16 protein-coding genes and 1 pseudogene are annotated in these 21,394 nt (G+C 65.2%); 8 read left to right on the forward strand and 9 right to left on the reverse strand.

Going from position 1 to position 21,394, the window contains the following annotated elements; translation table 11 throughout:
- Positions 1-147 precede the first annotated feature (147 nt).
- A complete protein-coding gene (locus tag AWB67_RS02030) occupies positions 148-1,095 on the forward strand; it encodes a LysR family transcriptional regulator (RefSeq protein WP_087654578.1) in 948 nt (315 codons plus the stop codon).
- Between the two features lies 1 nt (position 1,096).
- Here AWB67_RS02030 and AWB67_RS02035 read toward each other — a convergent pair whose 3' ends face one another.
- The 4 genes from AWB67_RS02035 to xdhA form a co-directional block, all read right to left on the reverse strand.
- On the reverse strand, positions 1,097-1,390 hold the full coding sequence (locus AWB67_RS02035; protein WP_087654579.1) for a helix-turn-helix domain-containing protein: 294 nt from the start codon (positions 1,388-1,390) through the stop codon (positions 1,097-1,099).
- Between the two features lie 61 nt (positions 1,391-1,451).
- A complete protein-coding gene (gene xdhC / locus AWB67_RS02040) occupies positions 1,452-1,937 on the reverse strand; it encodes a xanthine dehydrogenase accessory protein XdhC (protein ID WP_087654580.1) in 486 nt (161 codons plus the stop codon).
- Entirely contained in the window at positions 1,934-4,297 is a 2,364-nt protein-coding gene (xdhB, locus tag AWB67_RS02045) for a xanthine dehydrogenase molybdopterin binding subunit (protein WP_087654581.1), read from the reverse strand. The genes xdhC and xdhB overlap by 4 nt, the downstream gene beginning before the upstream one ends.
- A 15-nt stretch (positions 4,298-4,312) precedes the next feature.
- The gene (gene xdhA / locus AWB67_RS02050) at positions 4,313-5,836 is read right to left on the reverse strand and encodes a xanthine dehydrogenase small subunit (protein WP_087654582.1); all 1,524 of its coding nucleotides are present in this window, start codon (positions 5,834-5,836) and stop codon (positions 4,313-4,315) included.
- A 303-nt stretch (positions 5,837-6,139) separates the two neighbouring features.
- Between xdhA and AWB67_RS02055 the strand changes: the two genes are divergently transcribed.
- Positions 6,140-7,354, forward strand: a complete 1,215-nt coding sequence (locus tag AWB67_RS02055) for an MFS transporter (protein ID WP_087654583.1) — start codon at positions 6,140-6,142, stop codon at positions 7,352-7,354.
- 474 nt (positions 7,355-7,828) lie between these two features.
- Positions 7,829-8,128, forward strand: coding sequence for an RNA chaperone Hfq (gene hfq / locus AWB67_RS02060; RefSeq protein WP_087654584.1), 300 nt, complete (start codon positions 7,829-7,831; stop codon positions 8,126-8,128).
- 49 nt (positions 8,129-8,177) lie between these two features.
- Here the strand turns inward: hfq and AWB67_RS02065 are convergent, their stop codons facing one another.
- The 4 genes and pseudogenes from AWB67_RS02065 to aspT (AWB67_RS02080) all read right to left on the reverse strand — a co-directional run bounded on the left by AWB67_RS02065 (position 8,178) and on the right by aspT (AWB67_RS02080) (position 12,981).
- The gene (locus AWB67_RS02065) at positions 8,178-8,441 is read right to left on the reverse strand and encodes a hypothetical protein (protein WP_087654585.1); all 264 of its coding nucleotides are present in this window, start codon (positions 8,439-8,441) and stop codon (positions 8,178-8,180) included.
- Between the two features lie 156 nt (positions 8,442-8,597).
- A complete protein-coding gene (locus tag AWB67_RS02070) occupies positions 8,598-9,443 on the reverse strand; it encodes an aldo/keto reductase (protein ID WP_087654586.1) in 846 nt (281 codons plus the stop codon).
- 67 nt (positions 9,444-9,510) lie between these two features.
- On the reverse strand, positions 9,511-11,193 hold the full coding sequence (aspT, locus tag AWB67_RS02075) for an aspartate-alanine antiporter (RefSeq protein ID WP_087654587.1): 1,683 nt from the start codon (positions 11,191-11,193) through the stop codon (positions 9,511-9,513).
- Between the two features lie 111 nt (positions 11,194-11,304).
- Positions 11,305-12,981 (reverse strand): annotated as a pseudogene (gene aspT / locus AWB67_RS02080) (aspartate-alanine antiporter).
- Positions 12,982-13,542: 561 nt separating this feature from the next.
- Here aspT (AWB67_RS02080) and AWB67_RS02085 point away from each other — a divergent pair.
- Complete coding sequence (locus tag AWB67_RS02085; RefSeq protein ID WP_087654588.1) at positions 13,543-14,553, forward strand: LysR family transcriptional regulator; 1,011 nt, start codon at positions 13,543-13,545, stop codon at positions 14,551-14,553.
- 217 nt (positions 14,554-14,770) lie between these two features.
- On the opposite strand, the gene AWB67_RS02090 is transcribed toward AWB67_RS02085, so the two are convergent.
- Positions 14,771-15,277, reverse strand: coding sequence for a plasmid fertility inhibition factor family protein (locus AWB67_RS02090; protein ID WP_087654589.1), 507 nt, complete (start codon positions 15,275-15,277; stop codon positions 14,771-14,773).
- A gap of 162 nt (positions 15,278-15,439) precedes the next feature.
- Here AWB67_RS02090 and AWB67_RS02095 point away from each other — a divergent pair, with 162 nt between their 5' ends.
- From AWB67_RS02095 to pdeM, 4 genes are read left to right on the forward strand one after another with little or no spacing between them, the layout of a single operon-like run.
- Positions 15,440-16,492 carry a ligase-associated DNA damage response exonuclease gene (locus AWB67_RS02095; RefSeq protein WP_087654590.1) on the forward strand — a complete coding sequence of 351 codons (1,053 nt, stop codon included), beginning with the start codon at positions 15,440-15,442 and terminating at the stop codon, positions 16,490-16,492.
- Complete coding sequence (locus tag AWB67_RS02100) at positions 16,489-18,156, forward strand: ATP-dependent DNA ligase (RefSeq protein WP_087654591.1); 1,668 nt, start codon at positions 16,489-16,491, stop codon at positions 18,154-18,156. The genes AWB67_RS02095 and AWB67_RS02100 overlap by 4 nt, the downstream gene beginning before the upstream one ends.
- Positions 18,140-20,725 carry a ligase-associated DNA damage response DEXH box helicase gene (locus tag AWB67_RS02105; protein ID WP_087654592.1) on the forward strand — a complete coding sequence of 862 codons (2,586 nt, stop codon included), beginning with the start codon at positions 18,140-18,142 and terminating at the stop codon, positions 20,723-20,725. Before AWB67_RS02100 ends, AWB67_RS02105 begins: the two co-directional genes overlap by 17 nt.
- Positions 20,722-21,384, forward strand: a complete 663-nt coding sequence (gene pdeM / locus AWB67_RS02110) for a ligase-associated DNA damage response endonuclease PdeM (protein WP_087654593.1) — start codon at positions 20,722-20,724, stop codon at positions 21,382-21,384. Before AWB67_RS02105 ends, pdeM begins: the two co-directional genes overlap by 4 nt.
- Positions 21,385-21,394: the final 10 nt, after the last annotated feature.

Below are 21,394 nucleotides of genomic sequence, written 5' to 3' on the forward strand. Positions count from 1 at the left end.
GTGTAAACAACAACCCCACCCCAAGCGCCAGCGAATACCCCGTCCGCCTATGCCATGCATAGCGCGCACGCTATGGCTTTGCGGGCCGGATCGGCATAACTTCACATATCCCCGCCTCCGTCCGCCCCTGCATCGAATCCGCCGTTCATGAACGAAATCGCCGACTCCCTCGACATCTGGCTAATCCGCGTCTTGCGCACCTTGCTGCTCGAACGCAGCGTGACGCAAACCGCGCAGCGCCTCAACCAGACGCAGCCGGCGATCAGCACCGCGCTGAGGCGCCTGCGCGAAATCCTGAACGATCCGATCCTCGTGCGCGGCAAACAGGGCATGGTGCCGACGGAATACGGCGAATCGCTGCTCGCGCCCGCGCAGCGCGCCTTGCGCGAGGTAGAATTCGTCGCGACGCCGCACGGCGATTTCGATGCCGCCAGTTCGCGCCGCACGTTCCGTCTTTCCGCGCCCGATTACCTGAACGATTTCTTCATGCCGACGCTCATCGGCGCGTTTCGCGAGGCGGCGCCGCACGCGCGGCTGGAAATCGAGTCGCTCAATCCAATGCGCGATCACGAACGCGCGCTCGACGAAGGCGAAATCGATCTGGTCGTCGCGAACTGGACGAAGCCGGAAGCGCGTTTCGCGCGCCAGGATCTTTTCACCGACGTATTCGTCTGCCTGATGCGCGCCGATCACCCGCTCGCCCGCGAGCCGCTGACGGTCGAGCGCTACGCAATGGCCGCGCATCTCGCGCCGACGCCCTACAGCGGCGCGAAACGCCATCCGATCGATATCGGGCTGGAGCGCGCGGGCGTACATCGGCGCGTCGTCGCGACGATTCCCTACTTCGGGCTCGTGCCGCAGGTGCTGATGCAATCGGACCTGATTTTCACGGCCCCGCGCCGCTTCGCGCAGCACTATGCCGAGATCCTGCCGCTCGCCGTGCTGGAATCGCCCGTGCCGTTTCCGCGCATCAAGTGCTACCAGCTTTCGCTGCCGCAGCCCGACCAGCCGACTGATGTCGCGTGGCTGCGCGGCCTGTTGGCGGAGGTATCGGAGAAGATGACGGGGAAAAAAGCCGGCGCCGTGGCGGGCTAGGCTAGGCGGCGACCAGTTCGATATGAACGCGCCGGCCGAGCGCGGTGGCGATATTGACCAGCGCGTCGAGCGAAAAACGCGCGACGCGGCCTTGCAGCAAGTCGGTGATGCGCGGCTGCGTGACGCCGCAGCGGCGGGCCGCTTCGGCCTGCGTCCATCCGCTGCCCGCGACGATCTCCGCGAGTTGCCGGATCAGGAAGGCGCGCGCCTGCAGGTTGGCCGCCTCTTCGGGCGTGTCGCCGAGCGCGGCGCAGACGGTGGCAAAGGTATCCGGTTCGGTTCGGGCTTTCGTCATGTGAACGTTAGGAATCCAGGTGGGTGTGGATTCTAAGCCAAGTCGGAAGCCGCCAGCCCCTTTATGCCGTTACGCGCGCCGCCGCCTCCACCGTGCATTGCACGCGCAGCAACTGCGCCGTGACCGCAAGCGCAATCGACGGCGGCGCCTTGTCGACGATGCCTTCCACGCCGATCGGGCATGTCATCTCGGTGAGTCTTTCCTCGGCGACGCCGCGATCCATCAGACGGCGCTCGAACTTCACGCGCTTCGTCTTCGAGCCGATCATGCCGAAATACGTGAAGTCGTTGCGCCGCATGATGCGCTGCGCAAGCGAAAAATCGAGCGAATGGTCATGCGTCATCACGAGGAAATACGCGCCCGGCGGCGCTTCGTCGACGATCGCGTCGGGCAGGTCGGTCGGCTCGATCTGCACGTTCGCGGGCACTTCGTCGGGGAACAATTCGTCGCGCGCATCGACCCATTGCACGACGCAGGGCAACGTGCCGAGCACCTTCACGAGCGCGTGGCCCACGTGTCCCGCGCCGAACAGCACGACGTGCATCATGACCGTGCGCTCCTCACCGCGTTGACCGCCCTCAGGATTTCCTCGGCGGTGGCCGGCGCGTTCAGCGGCGGATTCACCTTGTAATCGCCGACAGCCGCGACCGCATCGCGGATCGCGAAGAACACCGAGAACGGCAACAGCAGCGGCGGCTCGCCGACGGCCTTCGACTTGTGGATGCTGTCCTCGACGTTGCGATTCTTGAACAGGTTCACGCGGAAGTCGGCGGGCGTGTCGTTGACGGTCGGAATCTTGTAGGTCGAGGGAGCATGCGTCATCAGCTTGCCGCCCGCGTTCCACCACAGTTCCTCGGTCGTGAGCCAGCCCATGCCCTGCACGAACGCGCCTTCCACCTGGCCCTTGTCGAGCGCGGGATTGAGCGAGTCACCGACGTCGTGCAACGCGTCCGCGCGCAGCACGCGCATCTCGCCGGTGAGCGTATCGATCACGACTTCCGATACCGCCGCGCCGTACGAGTAGTAATAGAACGGCCGCCCCTGCAGCGTCGCCTGATCCCAGTAGAGCTTGGGCGTCGCGTAGAAGCCGTCGGACCAGAGCTGCACGCGCGCCAGATACGCCTTCGCGACGACTTCGCCGAACGGAATCGCATCGTCGCCGACGATCACGCGGTCGCTCGAGAAACGCACTTGCGCCGCCGTCACCTCGCCCGCGCCGAACTTCTCGGCGGCGAATTTAGCGAGCCGTTCGCGCAACTGGCGGGCGGCGTCCTGCGCGGCCTTGCCGTTGAGGTCGGTTCCCGTCGATGCCGCCGTTGCCGACGTGTTCGCGACCTTGCTCGTATCGGTCGCCGTCACGCGCACGCGCTCGAAGTTGATGCCGAGTTCATGCGCGACCACCTGCGCGACCTTCGTGTTCAGACCCTGCCCCATTTCGGTGCCGCCGTGGTTCGCGAGGATCGAGCCGTCGGTGTAGATGTGGACGAGCGCGCCCGCCTGGTTGAAGTGCTGCACGTTGAACGCGATGCCGAACTTGACCGGCGTGAGCGCGAGGCCCTTTTTGAGGATCTCGTTCTTCGAGTTGAATTCGCGCACGGCCTCGCGGCGGCGGCGGTATTCGCTCGTCTCGGCGAGTTCAGCGAGCAGTTCAGGCAGGACGTTGTCCTCGACCGTCTGGCCGTACGGCGTGCGGTTGTTCTCCGTCTTGCCGTAGAGATTATTGAGACGCACGTCGAGCGAATCCATGCCGAGCGAGCGCGCGACGTTATCGACGATATATTCGATGCCGAACGCGCCCTGCGGCCCGCCGAAGCCGCGAAACGCGGTATTCGACTGCGTGTTGGTCTTCCCGCAATAGCCTTCGATATGCACGTCGGGCAGCCAGTACGCGTTGTCGAAGTGGCAGACGGCGCGCGTCATCACGGGGCCCGACAAGTCGGCGGAAAAGCCGCAGCGCGAAGTCATGTCGACCGAGACGCCTTCGATCACGCCGTCGTCCCGATAGCCGACTTCGTATGCGAAGTGGAAATCGTGGCGCTTGCCGGTGATCATCATGTCGTCGTCGCGGTCGGGGCGCAGCTTGACCGGGCACAGGAGCTTCCACGCGGCGAGCGCGGCGCAGCACGCGAAGATGCCCGACTGCGATTCCTTCCCGCCGAAGCCGCCGCCCACCCGGCGGCACTCGACCAGCACGTTATGCGACGCCACGTTCAACACGTGCGCGACGAGATGCTGCATTTCGGTCGGATGCTGCGTCGAGCAGTAGACGTGCATGCCGTCGTCGTCCTTAGGCACGGCGTAGGCGATCTGGCCTTCGAGATAGAACTGCTCCTGGCCGCCGAGCAGCATTTCGCCGCGCTCGTGGTGCGCGGCGTGCGCCATCTTGCCGGCGGCGTCGCCGCGCGAGAGCTTGAGCGGCTTCAGCACATACGATTCCGCTTTGCGCGCGTCCTGCGCGGTCAGCACGGCGGGCAGGTCCTCGAATTCGATCTGCGCACGACGAGCGGCGAGCCTGGCGGCATCGGGCGAGGTAGCGACGACGATGAACATCGGCTGCCCGACGAACTGCACGATGCCGTCGGCGAGCACCGGATCGTCGTGGATGACCGGGCCGCAGTCGTTGACGCCGGGAATGTCCTCGGCGGTGAAGACGGCGACCACGCCCGGCGTCGCGCGCACGGCGTCGAACTGCATCGACACGATCTTCGCGTGCGCTTTCGTGCTCAAGCCGAGCGCGGCGTGCAGCGTGCCCGCGACGACTGGGATGTCGTCGGTGTAGCTGGCGCGGCCGCTGACGTGCAAATGCGCCGATTCATGCGCGCGCGATACGTGGACCTGCTTGAACGCGTCGATTTCGGTGGCGAGCGACTGCGCGTCGGTGATGAAGGCTTCGGCTTGCTGGTTCATGTTGTTGGTCTCCTCTTACTGCACTTCGACAAGCTGAATGGCGCGGACATCGAGCGCGTGCTTCGGCAGCGGGTCATGCGGACGTGTCTCCAGCCAGAAGCGATACATCAGGCTCTTCGCGGTGTCGAGGCGGTAGTTGCTGCTCGCGCGCATGTCGGTGAGCGGCGCGTAGTCCTTGCCCAGCGCGAGCATCGCGGCCTGGGCCGTGGCTTCGTGCCACAGTGCGTCGTCGAGCACGGCTTCGGCGTGCGCGGCGCGCTTGGGCGTCGCGGCCATCCCGCCGAACGCGATGCGCGGCTCGCGGATCATGTCGCCGTCCGCGATGAACGAAAACGCGGCGCAGACAGCGGAAATGTCGGAATCGAAGCGCTTCGAGAGTTTGTAGGTGCGAAATTGCAGCTTCGCACGGGCGCCGGTGCGCGTCGGCACCTTCAGGCCCTCGACGAATTCGTGCTCGGCCATGTCTTTCTTCTGATACGCGAGGTAGAGGTCTTCGAGCGGCATTTCGCGCTCGCCGTCCGCGCCATGCAACACGACGCGCGCGCCCAGTGCGATCAGGCCGGGCATCGAATCGCCGATCGGCGAGCCGTTCGCGACGTTTCCGCCGATCGTGCCTGCGTTGCGGATCGGCAACGATGCAAAGCGCTGCCACATCTCGGTCAGCTCCGGATACTGCTTCGCGAGCTCCGCATACGCGCGCTCGACCGTGACGCCCGCACCTATCTCGATCCATTCGTCCGACGTTTCGCAACGCTGCAACTCGGCGATCTGGCCTACGTAGACGATGTCGCCCAGATCGCGCATCTGCTTCGTCACCCAGAGGCCCACGTCGGTGCTGCCCGCGAGGATGCGCGTTGTCGGCCGCTCGGCCTTCAGTTGCGCGAGCGCTTCGACCGTGCGCGGCGCATCGAAGCGATGGCCGGCGTGTTCGTAGTGGAAGGTGTCGTCGCGTTTGAGCGAGGCGAGCGTGCGCGCCAGGGCTTCGACATCGACCGGCGCCTTCGGGCCGGGTGTCGTGAACATCTGCTCGGCGGCATCGACGATCGGCTTGTAGCCGGTGCAGCGGCACAGGTTGCCGGTCAGCGCGTTGCTGATTTCCTCGCGCGACGGAGCCGTTTTGTGCGCGCATTGTTTTGCGTTCGTCGCATGGCCGTGCTTTTCATACAGCGACCACATCGACATCACGAAGCCCGGTGTGCAGAAGCCGCACTGCGATCCATGGCACTCGACGAGCGCCTGTTGCACCGGATGCAACGATCCGTCGGGTTGACGCAAATCCTCGACGGTAAAAAGCGCCTTCCCGTCGAGCGTCGGCAGGAACTGGATACACGCGTTCACCGCCTTGAACGCGACGCCGCCCGCCGCATCCGACTCGCCGATCACGACCGTACACGCGCCGCAGTCGCCTTCCGCGCAGCCTTCCTTCGTGCCGGTGCAGCGCACGTCCTCGCGCAGATACTGCAGGACGGTGCGGGTCGTGGACGCGTTGCTTACTTCGCGGATCACGTTGCGGTGGTAGAAGCGGATCGGCTGGCTCATATCGTGTCTCTCGCGGGGGCGTTATTGACTGAATCTGGCTGGTTGCGCAGGGCTTGTGCAGCCTGTGGCGATGGTCCGAAAACTATCATCGACAAAAACCACAACCCATAGGCGGCACAGGATGAACGACATACTCCTGTCCCAATATGCCCGCAAATCCTTGTGCATCAAGCGTTTGCGACCGGTCTCCAATACGCGCAAACACCTGTTTTGGTCTATCTGGTTACAAAATCCGACGGACGCTGCACCGCAACATATGGGAGAATCATGACTCCCGGCCGAATTCAACCCCGCAGTTACCCTATGCCCACCGACTCTTCCGCCACGCGTCCCAGCGACCTCGCCCTCACCGGACGCATCGTGTCCGTCGTCGTCTTCACCTTCCTCTGCTATCTGACCATCGGCATCCCGCTCGCGGTGCTGCCGGGTTTCGTGCATACGGACCTCGGCTACGGATCGGTGGTGGCGGGCGCGGCGATCAGCGTCCAGTACTTCGCGACGCTCGCCTCGCGTCCGCTCGCGGGCCGTACCGCTGACACGCTCGGGCCGAAGAAGACGGTGCTCTACGGTCTCACGGCGTGCGCTGTGAGCGGCGTATTCCTGCTCGGGTCAGCGCTCGCGGCGCAGTGGCACGCGGTCAGTCTCGTGCTCCTGATCGTCGGGCGGCTCGTGCTCGGCTTCGGCGAGAGCTGGGTCGGTACGGGATCGATCACGTGGGGCATCGGGCGCGTCGGGGTATCGAATAACGCGAAGGTAATTTCGTGGAACGGCATCGCCACCTATGGCGCGCTCGCGATCGGCGCGCCGCTCGGCGTCGCGATCTATAACGCGATTGGTTTCGCTGCGCTGGGGTTTATCGTGATCGGGCTCGGCCTCGTCGGCTACTGGCTCGCGACGCGCATGGCGCCCGTGCCGGTCGTGCACGGTGAGCGGCTGTCGTATCGCAGCGTGTTCTTCCGCGTGCTGCCGCACGGCATCGGTCTCGCGCTCGGCTCGGCGGGCTTCGGCGCGATCGCGACCTTCATCACGCTCTTTTACGCCGCGCACAACTGGCCGAACGCAGCGCTCTCGCTCACCGTTTTCGGCACGATGTTCGTCGGCGCGCGGCTGCTGTTCGCGAACACGATCAAGACCTACGGCGGTTTTCGCGTGGCGATCGTGTCGTTCGCGTTCGAATGCGCGGGCTTGCTGATGCTGTGGCTCTCCGCCGATCCCGCATTCGCGCTGGCCGGCGCCGCGCTGACGGGCTTCGGTTTCGCGCTCGTGTTCCCGGCGCTGGGCGTCGAGGCAGTCGGTCTCGTGCCGCCTGCGAGCCGTGGCGCGGCGCTGTCGGCTTATTCGGTATTCCTCGATTTGTCGCTCGGGCTGACCGGGCCGCTCGCGGGCTATCTCGCGGGCGAGTTCAGCTATGGCTCGGTGTTTCTGTTCGCCGCGCTGGCGGCGGCGCTGGCGGTGGCGCTGTCGATCGCGCTTTATATGCGCACCGGACGCGGCGTCGGCGGACCGGCGACGGTTTGATTGCTTGTGACTGACAAAAACGCTCGCTTCGGCGAGCGTTTTTGTTGGAGCGCGCGATTCGCATGTCGAAGCATCGGATTTCTATCCTTCACACGAATAGCGGCAGCGCAAACACGCTGGACAGGGATTTGTATCGATGAAACTATAGACGTGTAGTGGTCGCGTCGAGACCAGCGATTGACGTTTTACGAAACGATGCTTCGAACGAGCGCGCTTGCCCGTCGCGCAACGCGCGCAACGCATTGCTTAGTCAAAAACGAAGTGAACATTTGAGTGATCGCCGGGTCCGAATGTGAAATTCGAACGAGTAGCGCAAGCCGCGCGCACGGCATTGAGATACCCTCTTGTAATTGGCTGGTGAATTGCCCCGTGCGAAGAGGGACCCTATCCGGCGGCGCCGCCGCTTCGGACAGCGCCCACGGCGTTCGCCGGATACGGCATCGACAACAACACATTCAAAACAGGTGAGCGCAAATGGTTCAGAAACCCGACGAACCTCAGTACGATCTGCTCAACGCCGCCCGGGAAGAGCGCGTGCGCGTGGCCGTATTTCTCGTCAATGGCATCCGCTTGGTCGGCTATATCGAATCGTTCGACCGGCATGTCGTGATCCTGCGCGCGCCGACGGGCGTGCAGGTCGTCTACAAGCACGCCATCTCGACAATCCAGCCGGACACCGGCAAGCCGCCGACCAATCGCCGCCACGACACGCCGCATGGCGACGACCGGCCGCCAAGGCGCACGGGCCCCGGCGACGGACATCGACAAGGGTGAATTGCAGGCAAGCGCGCGCTGTCATCCGAGTGACACGCGCGTGTCATGGCTAGTTTGTTTTGACGGTCTCGATCCACGGACGGCGCGACAGTACTTCGCGCAGCACCGCCACCAGTTCCTTTTCGCCCGGATGGAAGCCCCATTTGCTGGTGCCGGCCGCCATCGAAATCATGCTCCACGAGTGCGGCGGAAACCATTCGAACAGCACGGCGCCATTCTCGATGACGCGCAGGCGTGCTGTATCCCGATCGAAATCCGCGCTTACGGTGGTTCCTTTGTGTTGCGTGCTTGCGCGAGTCAGGCGGTTCAGCATCGATCGCTCCTTGGTCTTACCGCGCGCGTCTGCATGGCGGTATTCGCGCCGGAAAGCCAACGGTCGTCGTGAAGACTTTCGGCGCGTACCGTCATCAGACACGCGACGCAAATTCGCGTCGGTGCGCTAAAGGACATAGCGCGAAATGGTGGGTATTTAGAGCATTTCGAGCGAACGTTTGGCTTTCGGCGGCTTGAATTGAGCGTCGATTTTGGCGAGTTCGTCGACGGATAGTTCTAGTTCCGCCGCCGCGCGATTTTGCTTCAGATGCGCCACGTTCGACGCCTTCGGAATCGAGCACACCTGCGGCTGTTGCATCAGCCACGCGAGCGCAATCTGGAACGTCGATACACCGCGCGCCGCCGCGATGTCATCGAGCACGCTCTTCTTCGGCAGACGCGCATGATCAACGGGGCTGTACGCCATTGCGGGCAATCCGCGTTCGCGCAGCCACGGCAGCAGGTCGAATTCCGGTCCGCGGCGCACGACGTTATACAGAACCTGATTCGTCGCACAGGCGTCGCCGCTCGCGAGATCGAAGAGTTCTTCCATGTCGTCGGTGTCGAAGTTGCTCACGCCCCAGTGGCGGATCTTGCCGTCGCGCTTGAGCTTTTCGAAGCCCGCCACCGCGCCTTTCAGGTCTTCGCCGCCACGCCAGTGCAGCAGGTACAGGTCGATCCGGTCGGTTTTCAGGCGCTTCAGGCTGCGCTCGCACGCCGCCTGCACGCCGCGTTCCGTGCCGTTGTGCGGATACACCTTGCTGACGAGAAAGAGGTCGTCGCGCACGGACCCCAGCGCCTCGGCGATCAGCTTCTCGCTTTCGCCGTCGCCATACATTTCGGCGGTATCGATGAGCGTCATGCCGAGTTCGACGCCCGCGCGCAGCGCCGCGATTTCTTCCTGCCGCGCGTTGGGCCGCTCACCCATTTCCCAGGTGCCCTGCCCGAGTTTCGGAATCGCCTCGCCGGTGGGCAAGGTGACGGTTTCAATCGATCGAGTCATCGTGAGTCCTCCGTTGAACGGCTATCGTACTTCGGCCGCAACGGGGCGCATTGGTTCGCTCAAGTCGCTAAACCAGCCCGACGACGAGCGGCCCGAGCAGAGTCAGCAGGACATTGGCGAGCGCATAGGTGATCGCGAAGGGAATCGTCGGCACAGCGTTGCCGGCCTTGTCGAGCACGGCGCCGGACGCGGGATTCGCGCTGCGCGAGCCGGTGAGCGCGCCGGCGAGGATCGCCGCGTTGTCGTAGCGGAGCACGTAGCGGCCGAACAGCATCGTCAGCAGCAGCGGAAAGAGCGTGACGAACACGCCGAGCAGGAAGATCGTCATGCCGCTCTGCTGCACCGTGACGACCGCCTGCAGCCCCGAACTGATCCCGACGACCGCGACGAACGCAGCGAGCCCGAAGTCCTTCAGCAATTGCGACGCCGCCGACAGCATCACGCCGTACATCGGATGCTTGCCGCGCATCCAGCCGAACAGAAGCCCCGCCAGCAGGCATCCACCGCCCGAGCCGAGCGTAAGCGGAACGCCGCCGACATCGACCACGACGAGCCCCATCAGGAGCCCCAGCACGATGCCGACGCCCATGTAGATGAAATCCGTCTTGTTGGTGTACGGCAGCTCGTAGCCGGCGGCATCGACGGCGCGTTTCGTGTGCTGCGGCGAACCGAAGAAGGTGATCACGTCGCCGTGCTGGAGTTCGGTCTCGGGCAGCACCGGCAGCGGCCGGTCGACGCGCCGGATCTCGTGGATGAACACGCCGTGCCGCAAGTCGCAATCGACGGTGGCGCGCACGGCGGCGATCGTCGTATGGTTCATGCCTTTGCGCGCGAACACGCCCTGGCGGCGCTGCATGACGATACTCATGCCGTCGGTGTCGCCGACTTCCTCGCCGAGCTGCGACGCGGCGCCCACCATCACCTCGTGCCGCCCGACGACGAGCACGATATCGCCGGCTTCCAGCGTCAGGTCGGCACGCGGCTCGATCGCCTTGCCCGCGCGGCGGATGCGCTCCATCGTGATGAAATCGGCTTCGGCCGTCTCGACCTGTGCGACGGTGCGCCCTTTCGCGCCGAGCACGCGAAAGGCCCGGCCGACGAGCACCGGCAGCGTGGACACCTGCCCCTCGCCAGGCCCAGACGCGCCCGCGAGGGACTTTTCCGCTTCGAGCGCCGCGTCGCGCAGATTCTGGCCCATGAACTTCGGCAAGATGTTCACGCACACGATGATCGCGCCGAGCGAGCCCAACACGTACGTCACGGCGTAGGCGAACGCGACGTCAGATTGCAACGCCTTCGTCTCGGCGGCCGGAAGACCCAGGCGCGCGATCGCATCGCCCGCGGTGCCGATGATCGCCGATTGCGTGAGCGCGCCGCCCGCCAGCCCTGCCGCGAGGCCCTTGTTCAAGCCGAAGACGCGCGCGCAGACGATCACGGTGATGAGCGCCGACGCGGCAAGGAACACGGCCATCGCGATCTCGCGCAACGTCTTGCGGTTGAGCGAGTTGAAGAACTGCGGGCCCGAGTCGTAGCCGACCGCGTAGATGAAGACGGCGAACATCACGGATTTCACGCCGTTGTCGATCTGCACGCCCGCCTGGCTGATCACGACGGCCGCGAGCAGCGACCCGCCGACGCCGCCCAACTGGAACTTGCCGAAATTGATCTGGCCGATCAGATAGCAGATCGCGAGCGCGAGGAACAGCGCGACTTCGGGAGACTTCTGGAAGATCTGGCGTAGCCAGTCCATCGGGTCCTCGATATATGTCGACCAGTTGGCGCTGTCCGCCAGCGTTTCAGCGCTTACACTGGCCCCATGCGCTTGCTTTGATCCCGTGCAACATAGGTGCGGCAGGGCCGTTCAGCCCATCTTGCTCGCCAGCCCCACCATCAGCGGGCCCATTAGAGGCAGCAGCACGTTCGAAAGCGCATAAGTAATCGTGTAACCGATGACGGGCGTCGAGTTGCCCGTCACCCCGACGAGTGCGCTGATCGCCGGCGTGCTGCACTGCTGCCCGGCAATCGCGCCGAGCAGCATCGGCACTTCGAGCTTGAGCAGCCACCGCCCGATCACGAGCGACACGAGCGCCGGCCCGAGCGTAATCACGATGCCCGCGATCGGCAGCGCGACGCCGTATTCGCGGATCAGCCGGATCGCGTCCGCGCCGGCCGACAGCCCGACCGCCGCGATGAACGTGCAAAGACCGAAGTCCTTCAGAATCTGCGCGGCGGCCGAAGGCAGCGAGCCGATCAGCGGATAGCGCGAACGAATCCAGCCAAACAGCAGCCCCGCGAGCAGACACCCGCCGCCGGTCCCGAGCGTCACGTCGATACCGCCGACGCGCGCGCTCAGCCGCCCGAACGCGATCCCGACCAGCGCGCCGAGCCCGAGGAACACGAAGTCGGTTTTCTGCGTCGCGCGCACGACGTAGCCGAGCTTCGCCGCGCCGCGCGCCACGTCGTCGCGCGCGCCGACGAGCGTCAGCACGTCCCCGCGATGCAGTTGCGTGCCGGGCAGCGCCGGAATCGTGCTGTCGAGGCGCGTGACGGTCGAGATGAACACGCCGCGCGCATCGGCGGGCGCCGCGCGCTCGCGCACTTGCGCGACGGTCAGGCCGTCCACGCCGCGGTGCGTGAGCATGACGTCGAGCTTGTCGGCGTAGGCATCGGCGATATCGGCGCTGAACACTTCCTCGCCGATCTCCGGAATCGCCTGCACCACGGCTTCGCGCCGCCCGCCGATCAGAATGCGGTCGTCCGAGCACGACCGCTGGCTGCGCTTTGATCACCGAGCGGCTGCGCATCACGCGCTGCACGCTGACGTTGTGCCCGTAACGCTTTTCGATGTCGCCAATGCTCTGTCCCGCCGCGACCGTCACCTTCAGCTCGCGTCCGACGAGCGGCTGTGCGGCGAGGCTTTGCCCCTCGCCGAGCGCGCCGTCGCCGCCCAGCTTGCGCCAGATGCGTTCGGCTTCCTCGCGCAGCTTCACGCGCAGGATGAGCGGCGCGAACTGGCTCGTGAACAGCACGATGGTGACGAGCCCGACAGGTAGCTCACGCTGTAGGCGGTGACGATGTTCGCCTGCAGGCACGCGGTATCGGCAGCGGAAAGCCCCAGCCGGCCGATCGCTTCCGACGCCGTGCCGACGACCGCCGATTCCGTCGCGGCGCCCGCGAGCAGGCCCGCCGCGGTGCCGGGGTCGAGCCTGAGCAGCGCCACGGCCCCGAGCACGAGCCCGATCACGACGACCATTTCCACGATGGACAAGAAGCCGTAACGCCAGCCCCGGCCGATGTTGGCGAAGAATTGCGGGCCGCCGGTAAAGCGAAGGGCGAAAATGAAAAGGGCAAAAGCGATATTTTTTAAATCAGGGGACATACGGGCGCCGCTTTGTCCGAGTATAAGCGCGACAATCAGCGTTCCGCACACGCCGCCGAGTTGAATCGGACCGATTTTGAAGGAGCCGAATAAATAGCCGATGGCAAGGCTGGCAAACAATGCGATTTCGGGCTGCGCCGCGAGCAGATGCCAAAGCATTACTTATTCTCGGTGGTGAACGGAACCGACGTCATTGACGGTAAGGTTATTGCTTGTCTCCATAATGGTGCAGATTCGTAAGGCGACTTATCCGTACATGATCGTTTAATGTTATGAGGCACCCTCTCGCGATAAATAAAATCATCTTGAAAATGACCGTCGGGCGTTTTCGCGGCTCGACGGTTATCCTGCGACGCAGAGCCGAATACGTAACAGCACTGCTTTTCAGCTATCTCGCTCGCGTTGAAGTGCACGCTCGTGTTTTTAACGTTCACCTTACCGAACAAGCACGTTCATGATTTGTTAAACGCATAAAATGGTTTTTAGAATAACAATTTCGCTGGTTCAGCCGAGTAACGCAAATACTGACAGGGGTGTCCCCGCGCACTTCGAGAAAAATGTCAAACACGTTTCAAGCCAAAGTTGATAATGTCCCTCGAAAATTAAATATTGTAATTTGACCCGGGTGTCAATATTATTTCCATGCCGACGCGAATAGTAAGAAGTTTGCGCGGCAGTGCCTGAGAGCACGATTTGCACATATATCCGAGGGCCTCAAACATGAATCAGATCCATGCAATGCGCGTATTTGTCCGTGTTTCCGAGACGGAAAGCTTTCGGCGTGCAGCCCAGCAGCTCGATGTCTCCAATGCGCTGGTGACCCGATCCATTGCCATGCTGGAAGCGCATTTGCGCACCCGCCTGATCAACCGCACCACGCGTAATTTTTCTTTAACCGAAGCCGGCACGCGTTATCTGGAGGGCTGCCGGGCACTGCTGGAAGAACTCGATAATCTCGAAACCGCTCTCGCCCACACCGAGGGCGAGCCGAGCGGAACGCTGCGTGTCGTTGCATCGAGTTCGCTGTCGCTGTTGACGCTGACACCGCTCATCGACGGCTTTCGCAAGCTTTATCCGAAGGTCAATGTGCGCCTGACGCTCGCCGAGCGCCACGTCGATCTCGTCGAGGACGGCTTCGACGTCGGCATCGTGACCGCGTTCATGGTGTCCAGCACGGCGCTCGTGGAACGGCCTGTAGGCACCAACGCGCTGATCCCCGTCGCGACCCCGGCCTTCCTAGCCGAGCACGGCACGCCTGGCGCGCCGCCCGAGCTGCAAGGCTATCCGGCGGTCGGCCTGCCAAACGAGATTCGCAGCTCGACGTGGCATTTCCGCCATCGCCACGGCGCCTCCGACCAGGTCACGCTAGCGCCGGTGTACACCGTGAACAACGCGTTGATGGTGCGCTTGGCGACGCTCGCCGGCATGGGCTTCTCGATCCTGCCCGAAGGCATCGTGAGCGCGGATCTCGAAGCAGGCACGCTGGTGCGCGTGCTGCCGGAGTACAGCATCGACGATCCGGACATGAAGGTGTCCGTCGTCTATCCGGGCCGGCAGTACCTGCCCGCTAAGACGCGCCTCTTCATCGACTACACGCTGGAGAAGCTCGGGCCGCAGGTGAAGAACGGCATCGAGCGACCGGACGAGATACTGACGCACGTGCCCAGCATGATGCCGATGTCGAGCGGCAACGGACAGCAGACGCATCACGTCCAGCGCTCCACGCATTAGCCCTGCAAACCGGCGGAACGCGCCTCTTCATCGACTACACGCTGGAGAAGCTCGGGCCGCAGGTGAAGAACGGCATCGAGCGACCGGACGAGATACTGACGCACGTGCCCAGCATGATGCCGATGTCGAGCGGCAACGGACAGCAGACGCATCACGTCCAGCGCTCCACGCATTAGCCCTGCAAACCGGCGGAACGCGCCCGCGTTCCGCTTCTATTCTACGTCTCCCCGTACTCCGCCGAAGCCTCGCCCGCCGCCGCGCACATCTGCCGCAGCAGGTTCGCCTCGCGCTCGTGCACTTCCACCGGCATGCACAGCGCGCCCGCGTGCGCGAGATAACGCGCGCGATGCTGGCCATTGCGAAACGCGACCACGCCCTCGCGATTCACGCCGAGCAAACCCAGCAGACCCTGCCCCCGCCGCGCCGAGATCGTCACGTGGGGCATTTCGGGCACGCGCGGATTGTCAGGATCGAGGAATTCGCGGATGCCTTTCACCTTGCCCGCATGCCAGTCGTTGACGGCTTTGAGCACGTAATCGGTATCGTCGCGATTGGCGCATTCGAGCAGCTTCTTCACATCGACGAGCACGACCTCATGACGTGAGCCGGGATCGTGAAAGACGCGCTTCAGGCGCACGAAATCGTAATGTGCGTGACCTTGCAGCCGCACGATATACACCGTTTCCGCGAGTGTCGGGGCAACCATCGAAGCGTTGTTCGCCATAAGGAAGAGCCTGGCTGCGCGCGCTCGATGCGCACGCTTCACGAGTAAAACTTGTACACCCTAGCGGCCGATCGTGAAAGACTCATGACGGGCACGGTGCGTGCTCTGTTGCAAGAATCAAACTACGCAAGCCGTAGAGCACGTAGAGCAGCCGGAGCGAGGTTGAACACACAAGCCGATCTCATCATCGCGCGTCCGGAAGGGCTGTTTTGCCCGCCGGGCGACTTCTATATCGACCCCTGGCGGCCCGTCGAGCGTGCCGTCATCACGCACGCGCACGCCGATCACGCGCGCTTCGGGCATCGGCATTACCTGGCGGCCGAGCCGGGCATGGGCGTGCTGCTGTCGCGTCTGCCCGGCATCGACTTGCAAGGCGCCGCTTATGGGGAGCGCGTCGTCATCAATGGTGTGACGGTCTCGCTGCATCCGGCGGGGCACGTGCTCGGGTCGGCGCAAGTGCGCGTCGAGCACGGCGGGCGCGTGTGGGTCGCTTCCGGCGACTACAAGATCGAGCCCGATCCGACTTGCGCGCCCTTCGAACCCGTGCGCTGCGATACGTTCATCACGGAGTCCACGTTCGGCTTGCCGATCTATCGATGGGAACCGTCGCAGGTCGTGTTCGACGGCATCGATTCATGGTGGCGGCACAACGCGTCCGAGGGGCGCGCCTCCGTCCTCTTCTGCTATTCGTTCGGCAAGGCGCAGCGCGTTCTCGCGGGCGTCGACAGCGGCATCGGGCCGATCTTCTGCCACGGCGCCGTCGAGCCGCTGAATCGCGCGTACGCGCAGTCCGGCGTCGCGCTGCCGCCGACGCGCCCCGTCTCTGACATCGCCGCCCGTGACAAGGCCGCGTTCAAGGGCGCGCTGATCGTGGCGCCGCCGTCCGCGCAGGGCAGCGCGTGGATGCGCCGCTTCGGCGACTACAGCGACGCGTTCGCGTCGGGCTGGATGCGGCTGCGCGGCACACGGCGGCGTCGCGGGCTGGATCGCGGCTTCGTCCTCTCCGATCACGCCGACTGGCCCGGCTTGCAAACCGCGATCGGCGCGACGGGGGCCGAGCGCGTGATCGTCACGCACGGACAGATCGAGCCGATGGTGCGCTGGCTGCGCGAGCAAGGTCTGGAAGCGGGCGCGTTCACGACCGAATACGGCGACGACGCGATCGAAGCGGATGCGGCGGAAGCGCCCTCAGCAGTTGCGAGCGACGCTCAATGAAACGGTTCGCCGCGCTCTACACCGCGCTCGATGCCACGACGTCGACGAACGACAAGCTCGAAGCGTTGAAGGCCTATTTCTCGGTCGCGGAGCCAGAAGACGCGGCGTGGGCGTCGTACTTTCTGGCAGGTGGCAAGCCGCGCCAGTCGGTCCCGACGCGCATCCTCACGGAACTCGCCCGCGAGCGCGCGGGCCTGCCCGAGTGGCTCTTCGAGGAGTCGTATCAGGCGGTCGGCGATCTCGCCGAAACCATCGCGCACATCCTGCCGCCCGCCGCGCGCGCATCCGAGCTCGGGCTCGCGCAATGGATCGAAGACCGCGTGCTGACGCTGCGCGGCGCGAATCCGGCGGAGTTGCGCGAGCGGCTCCTCGGCTACTGGGACGAACTGAACTGGGGCGAGCGCTTTCTGCTGACGAAGCTGATCGGCGGCGGTTTTCGCGTCGGCGTGGCGCGGCAGCTCGTCGTGCGTGCGCTCGCGGATGTCGCGGGCGTCGATCACAAGCGCATCGCGCAACGCATGGTCGGCTGGACCGACTCGCGGCAGGCGCCGAGCGCCGCGCGTTACTTGCGCCTCGTCGCGCCCGAGAGCACGGGCGACGACGTCGATACGCCGCACGAAAGCGACCTCGGCCTGCCCTATCCGTTCTTTCTAGCGCATCCGTTGCAGATCGATCCGGCGACGCTCGGCGCAACGGCCGACTGGCTCGTCGAATGGAAGTGGGACGGCATTCGCGCGCAGCTCGTGAAGCGCGGCGGCCGCGTGTGGCTGTGGTCGCGCGGCGAGGATCTGATCACCGAGCGCTTTCCTGAACTGGCGTCGCTCGGCGCGGCGCTGCCGGACGGCACCGTGATCGACGGCGAGATTCTCGCGTGGGAGCCCGGCGCCGACGCGCCGCTGCCGTTCGCGCGCCTGCAGCCGCGCATCACGCGCAAGTCGCTGACGAAAAAGGTGCTCGCCGATTCGCCCGCCGCGCTGCTTGCCTACGATCTGCTCGAAGCCGATGGCATCGACCTGCGCACAGAGCCGCTCGCCGAGCGGCGCGCGCGGCTCGATGCGCTGGCGTCGGAGATCGGGCAGACGCTCGCCGTCGATTTGCTGCGCGTGTCGCCGCTGGTTCAGGCTGACGATTGGAACGCGCTCGCCGTCTTGCGCGACGAGAGCCGGGCGCGCGGCGTCGAAGGGTTGATGGTGAAGGAGCGGCATTCGATGTACGGCGTCGGGCGCACGAAGGCGTCGGGGACGTGGTGGAAGTGGAAGATCGACCCGTATTCCGTCGATGCCGTGCTGCTCTACGCGCAGCGCGGCCACGGCCGGCGCGCGAGTCTCTACACGGATTTCACCTTCGCCGTCTGGGACGAAGCCGACGGCGTGCGCACGCTGGTGCCGTTCGCGAAGGCCTACTCGGGCCTGACCGACGAGGAAATGCGCCAGGTCGATGCGATCGTGCGCAAGACGACGCTTGAGAAGTTCGGCCCGGTGCGCAGCGTCACGCCGACGCTCGTCTTCGAAATCGGCTTCGAAGGGATTCAGGCGAGTCCGCGTCATAAATCGGGGATTGCGGTGCGCTTTCCGCGCATGCTGCGCTGGCGCACGGACAAGCAGATCGACGATGCGGACACGCTCGACATGCTCAAGGGATTTCTAGATGAATGCGCCGGATGACGCGAAGCGGCGCGCGCCTCGCCCGCGTCGCGTTCCGAAGACCCGCGAGGCGCAGGCCAAGGCCGACGCCCGCGCCGAGCTGTTCCGCCCCGCGCCCTTCGCCGTCGATCCCGAACAGGCCAGCCAACCGTTCGACGTGCGCCTTAACCACTGGTTCGTCGACCGAGGCTGGCAGCCGTTCGACTTCCAGCGCGAAGTGTGGCGCGAGGTCGCGCACGGATCGAGCGGCCTGCTCCATGCGACGACCGGCGCCGGCAAGACGTGGGCTGTCTGGCTCGGCGCGCTCGCGGCGTTCGCGGAACCGAAGGCGCGCGCGCTGCCCGCGCCGCTCACGGTGCTCTGGATCACGCCGATGCGCGCCCTCGCCGCCGATACCGCCCGCGCGTTGCAGGCGGCCGTCAGCGCGCTCGCCGTGCCGTGGAGCGTCGGCCTGCGCACCGGCGACACGCAATCGTCCGAACGCGCGCGGCAGAATCGCCGGATGCCGTCGGCGCTCGTCACGACGCCCGAGAGCTTCACGCTGATGCTCACGCGCGCTAACGCGCAGGAAGAACTCGCGCACGTGCGGATGGTGGTCGTCGACGAATGGCATGAGTTGCTCGGCAACAAGCGCGGCACGCAGACGCAGCTCGCACTCGCACGCCTCGCGCGCTGGCGTCCCGAAGTGCAGGTCTGGGGCCTCTCGGCGACGCTCGGCAACCTCGCGCTCGCGCACGACGCGCTGCTCGCCTCCGTCAAAACGCCGCGCGTCACCGTGCGCGGCGCGCAGCCGAAGACGCTGATCGTCGATACGCTGATTCCCGACACGATCGAGCGCTTTCCGTGGGGCGGCCATCTCGGCGTACGGCAGGTCGTCCCGGTCGCCGACGAAATCGAGCAGGCGCGCAGTTCGCTCGTCTTCACCAACACGCGCTCGCAGTCGGAAATCTGGTATCGCGCGCTGCTGGAACTGCGCCCCGACTGGGCCGGGCTGATCGCGCTGCATCACGGCTCGCTCGATCAGGAAGTGCGCGAATGGGTCGAACTCAGCTTGAAGAACGGTCAGTTGAAGGCGGTCGTCTGCACGTCGAGCCTCGATCTCGGCGTCGATTTCCTGCCGGTCGAGCGCGTGTTCCAGATCGGCTCGCCCAAAGGCGTCGCGCGCCTGATGCAGCGCGCCGGGCGCTCCGGCCACGCGCCCGGCCGCGCCTCCCGCGTGACGATCGTCCCGACGCACGCGCTCGAACTCGTCGAGGCGGCGGCGGCGCGCTGGGCGGTCGAGGAGAAGCGCATCGAAGGCCGCGAGATGCCGTACAAGCCGCTCGACGTGCTCGTTCAACACCTCGTGACGGTGGCGATCGGCGGCGGTTTCCGGGCGCCCGAACTCTTCGACGAAGTCCGCACGGCGTACGCCTATCGCGACCTGACGCAGCAGGAATTCGACTGGGCGCTCGCGTTCGTCGAGCGCGGCGGGAGCTCGCTCGCGGCGTATCCGGATTACCACCGCGTCGCGCTCGGGGACGACGGCATCTACCGCGTGCCGCGCGAGGACCTGATCCGGCGGCATCGGAACAACGTCGGGACGATCGTCGCGAACGCGACGATCAACGTCGCGTACATGACAGGCGGGCGCATCGGCGCGATGGAGGAATCGTTCATCTCGCGCCTGAAACCCGGCGACGTCTTTACCTTCGGCGGCCGTGCGCTTGAACTCATCCGCGTGCGCGACATGACCGCCTACGTGAAGCGCGCGACCTCGTCGCGCGGCGCGATGCCGCAATGGGCCGGCAGCCGCATGCCGCTTTCGTCCGAACTCGCGGGCGCCACGCTGATGATGCTCGCGCGCGCGAACGTCGGCATTTATGACGAGCCGGAGATGCGCGCCGTGCGCCCGCTGCTGGAATTGCAGGCGAAGTGGTCGGCGCTTCCCGAACCCGGCGTGCTGCTGGTCGAAGCGATCCGCTCGCGCGAGGGGCATCATTTCTTCTGCTATCCGTTCGCGGGGCGCACCGCGCATATCGGGCTCGGCTCGCTGATCGGCTGGCGCGTCGCGCGCGACCAGCCGAGCACGTTCTCCATCTCGATGAACGACTACGGCTTCGAACTGCTCTCCGCGCGCCCGTTCGACTGGGAGACGCTGATCGAAAACGGTCTGTTCTCGCCCGAGAACCTGGAGCACGACATCCTTGCGAGCCTCAATTCGTCGGAACTCGCGGCACGGCGTTTTCGCGAGATCGCGCGGGTGTCGGGGCTCGTATATCAGGGGCATCCGGGGCAGCAGAAAAGCGCGCGGCAGTTGCAGGCTTCGAGCGGACTGTTCTACGAAGTCTTTCGCAAGCACGACAGCAGTAACCTCCTGCTCACGCAGGCCGAAGAGGAAGTGATGCTGCAGGAACTGGAACTCGACCGCATCCGCGTGGCGCTACAGAGCATGAGCGCGAGCCGCCTCGCGCTGACGCATCCCAAAAAGCCGACGCCGTTCGCATTTCCGCTCATCATCGGGCGGCTGCGGGAAAAAGTGAGCACGGAGAAGCTCTCGGATCGCGTCGAACGGATGCTGGCCGATCTCGAAAAGGCGGCGCGCACATGACGACGGAGTCGCTGACCGTCGATATCGATGGGCACACGCTGCTGCTCTCGGCCGAGCGCGCGGCGTTCGATCCGCTGCTGGGCGCGCTTTTCATCGCCGACGCGCATTTCGGCAAGGACGCGGTGTTCCGCGCGCGCGGCATTCCGGTGCCGGCCGGATCGACCGGGGAGACGCTCGCGCGGCTCGATGCGCTGATTTCGACGCATCGGCCGGAGTCGGTCGTGTTTCTCGGCGATCTGCTGCACGCGCGCGAATCTCACGCCGATGAGACGCTGAGCGCTTTGTCCGCCTGGCGCGCGCGGCATCGCGAACTGGCGCTGACGCTCGTCGAAGGCAATCACGACAGGCACGCGGGCGCGCTGCCGGATGCGTTCGGCGTGTCGCTCGTGAAGGAGCCTTACGCGCTCGGGCCGTGGGCGCTTTGCCATCATCGGCAAACGGTGGCTGGCGCTTATGCGCTCGCCGGGCACGAGCATCCGGTGTATCGGCTGGCGACGCGCGTTGATCGCGTGCGGCTGCCGTGCTTCCGGTTTGGCGCGCGCTCAGGCGTGCTGCCGGCGTTCGGCAGTTTCACCGGCGGCTTCGAAGTCAACGATAGCGCGCGCGGCGAAGCGATCTACGTCGTCGCGGGCGAGCGCGTGTTCGGCGTGCGGCCGTGATTGCTGCAGT

The organism is Caballeronia terrestris, from assembly GCF_001544515.1.
GTDB lineage: Bacteria > Pseudomonadota > Gammaproteobacteria > Burkholderiales > Burkholderiaceae > Caballeronia > Caballeronia terrestris.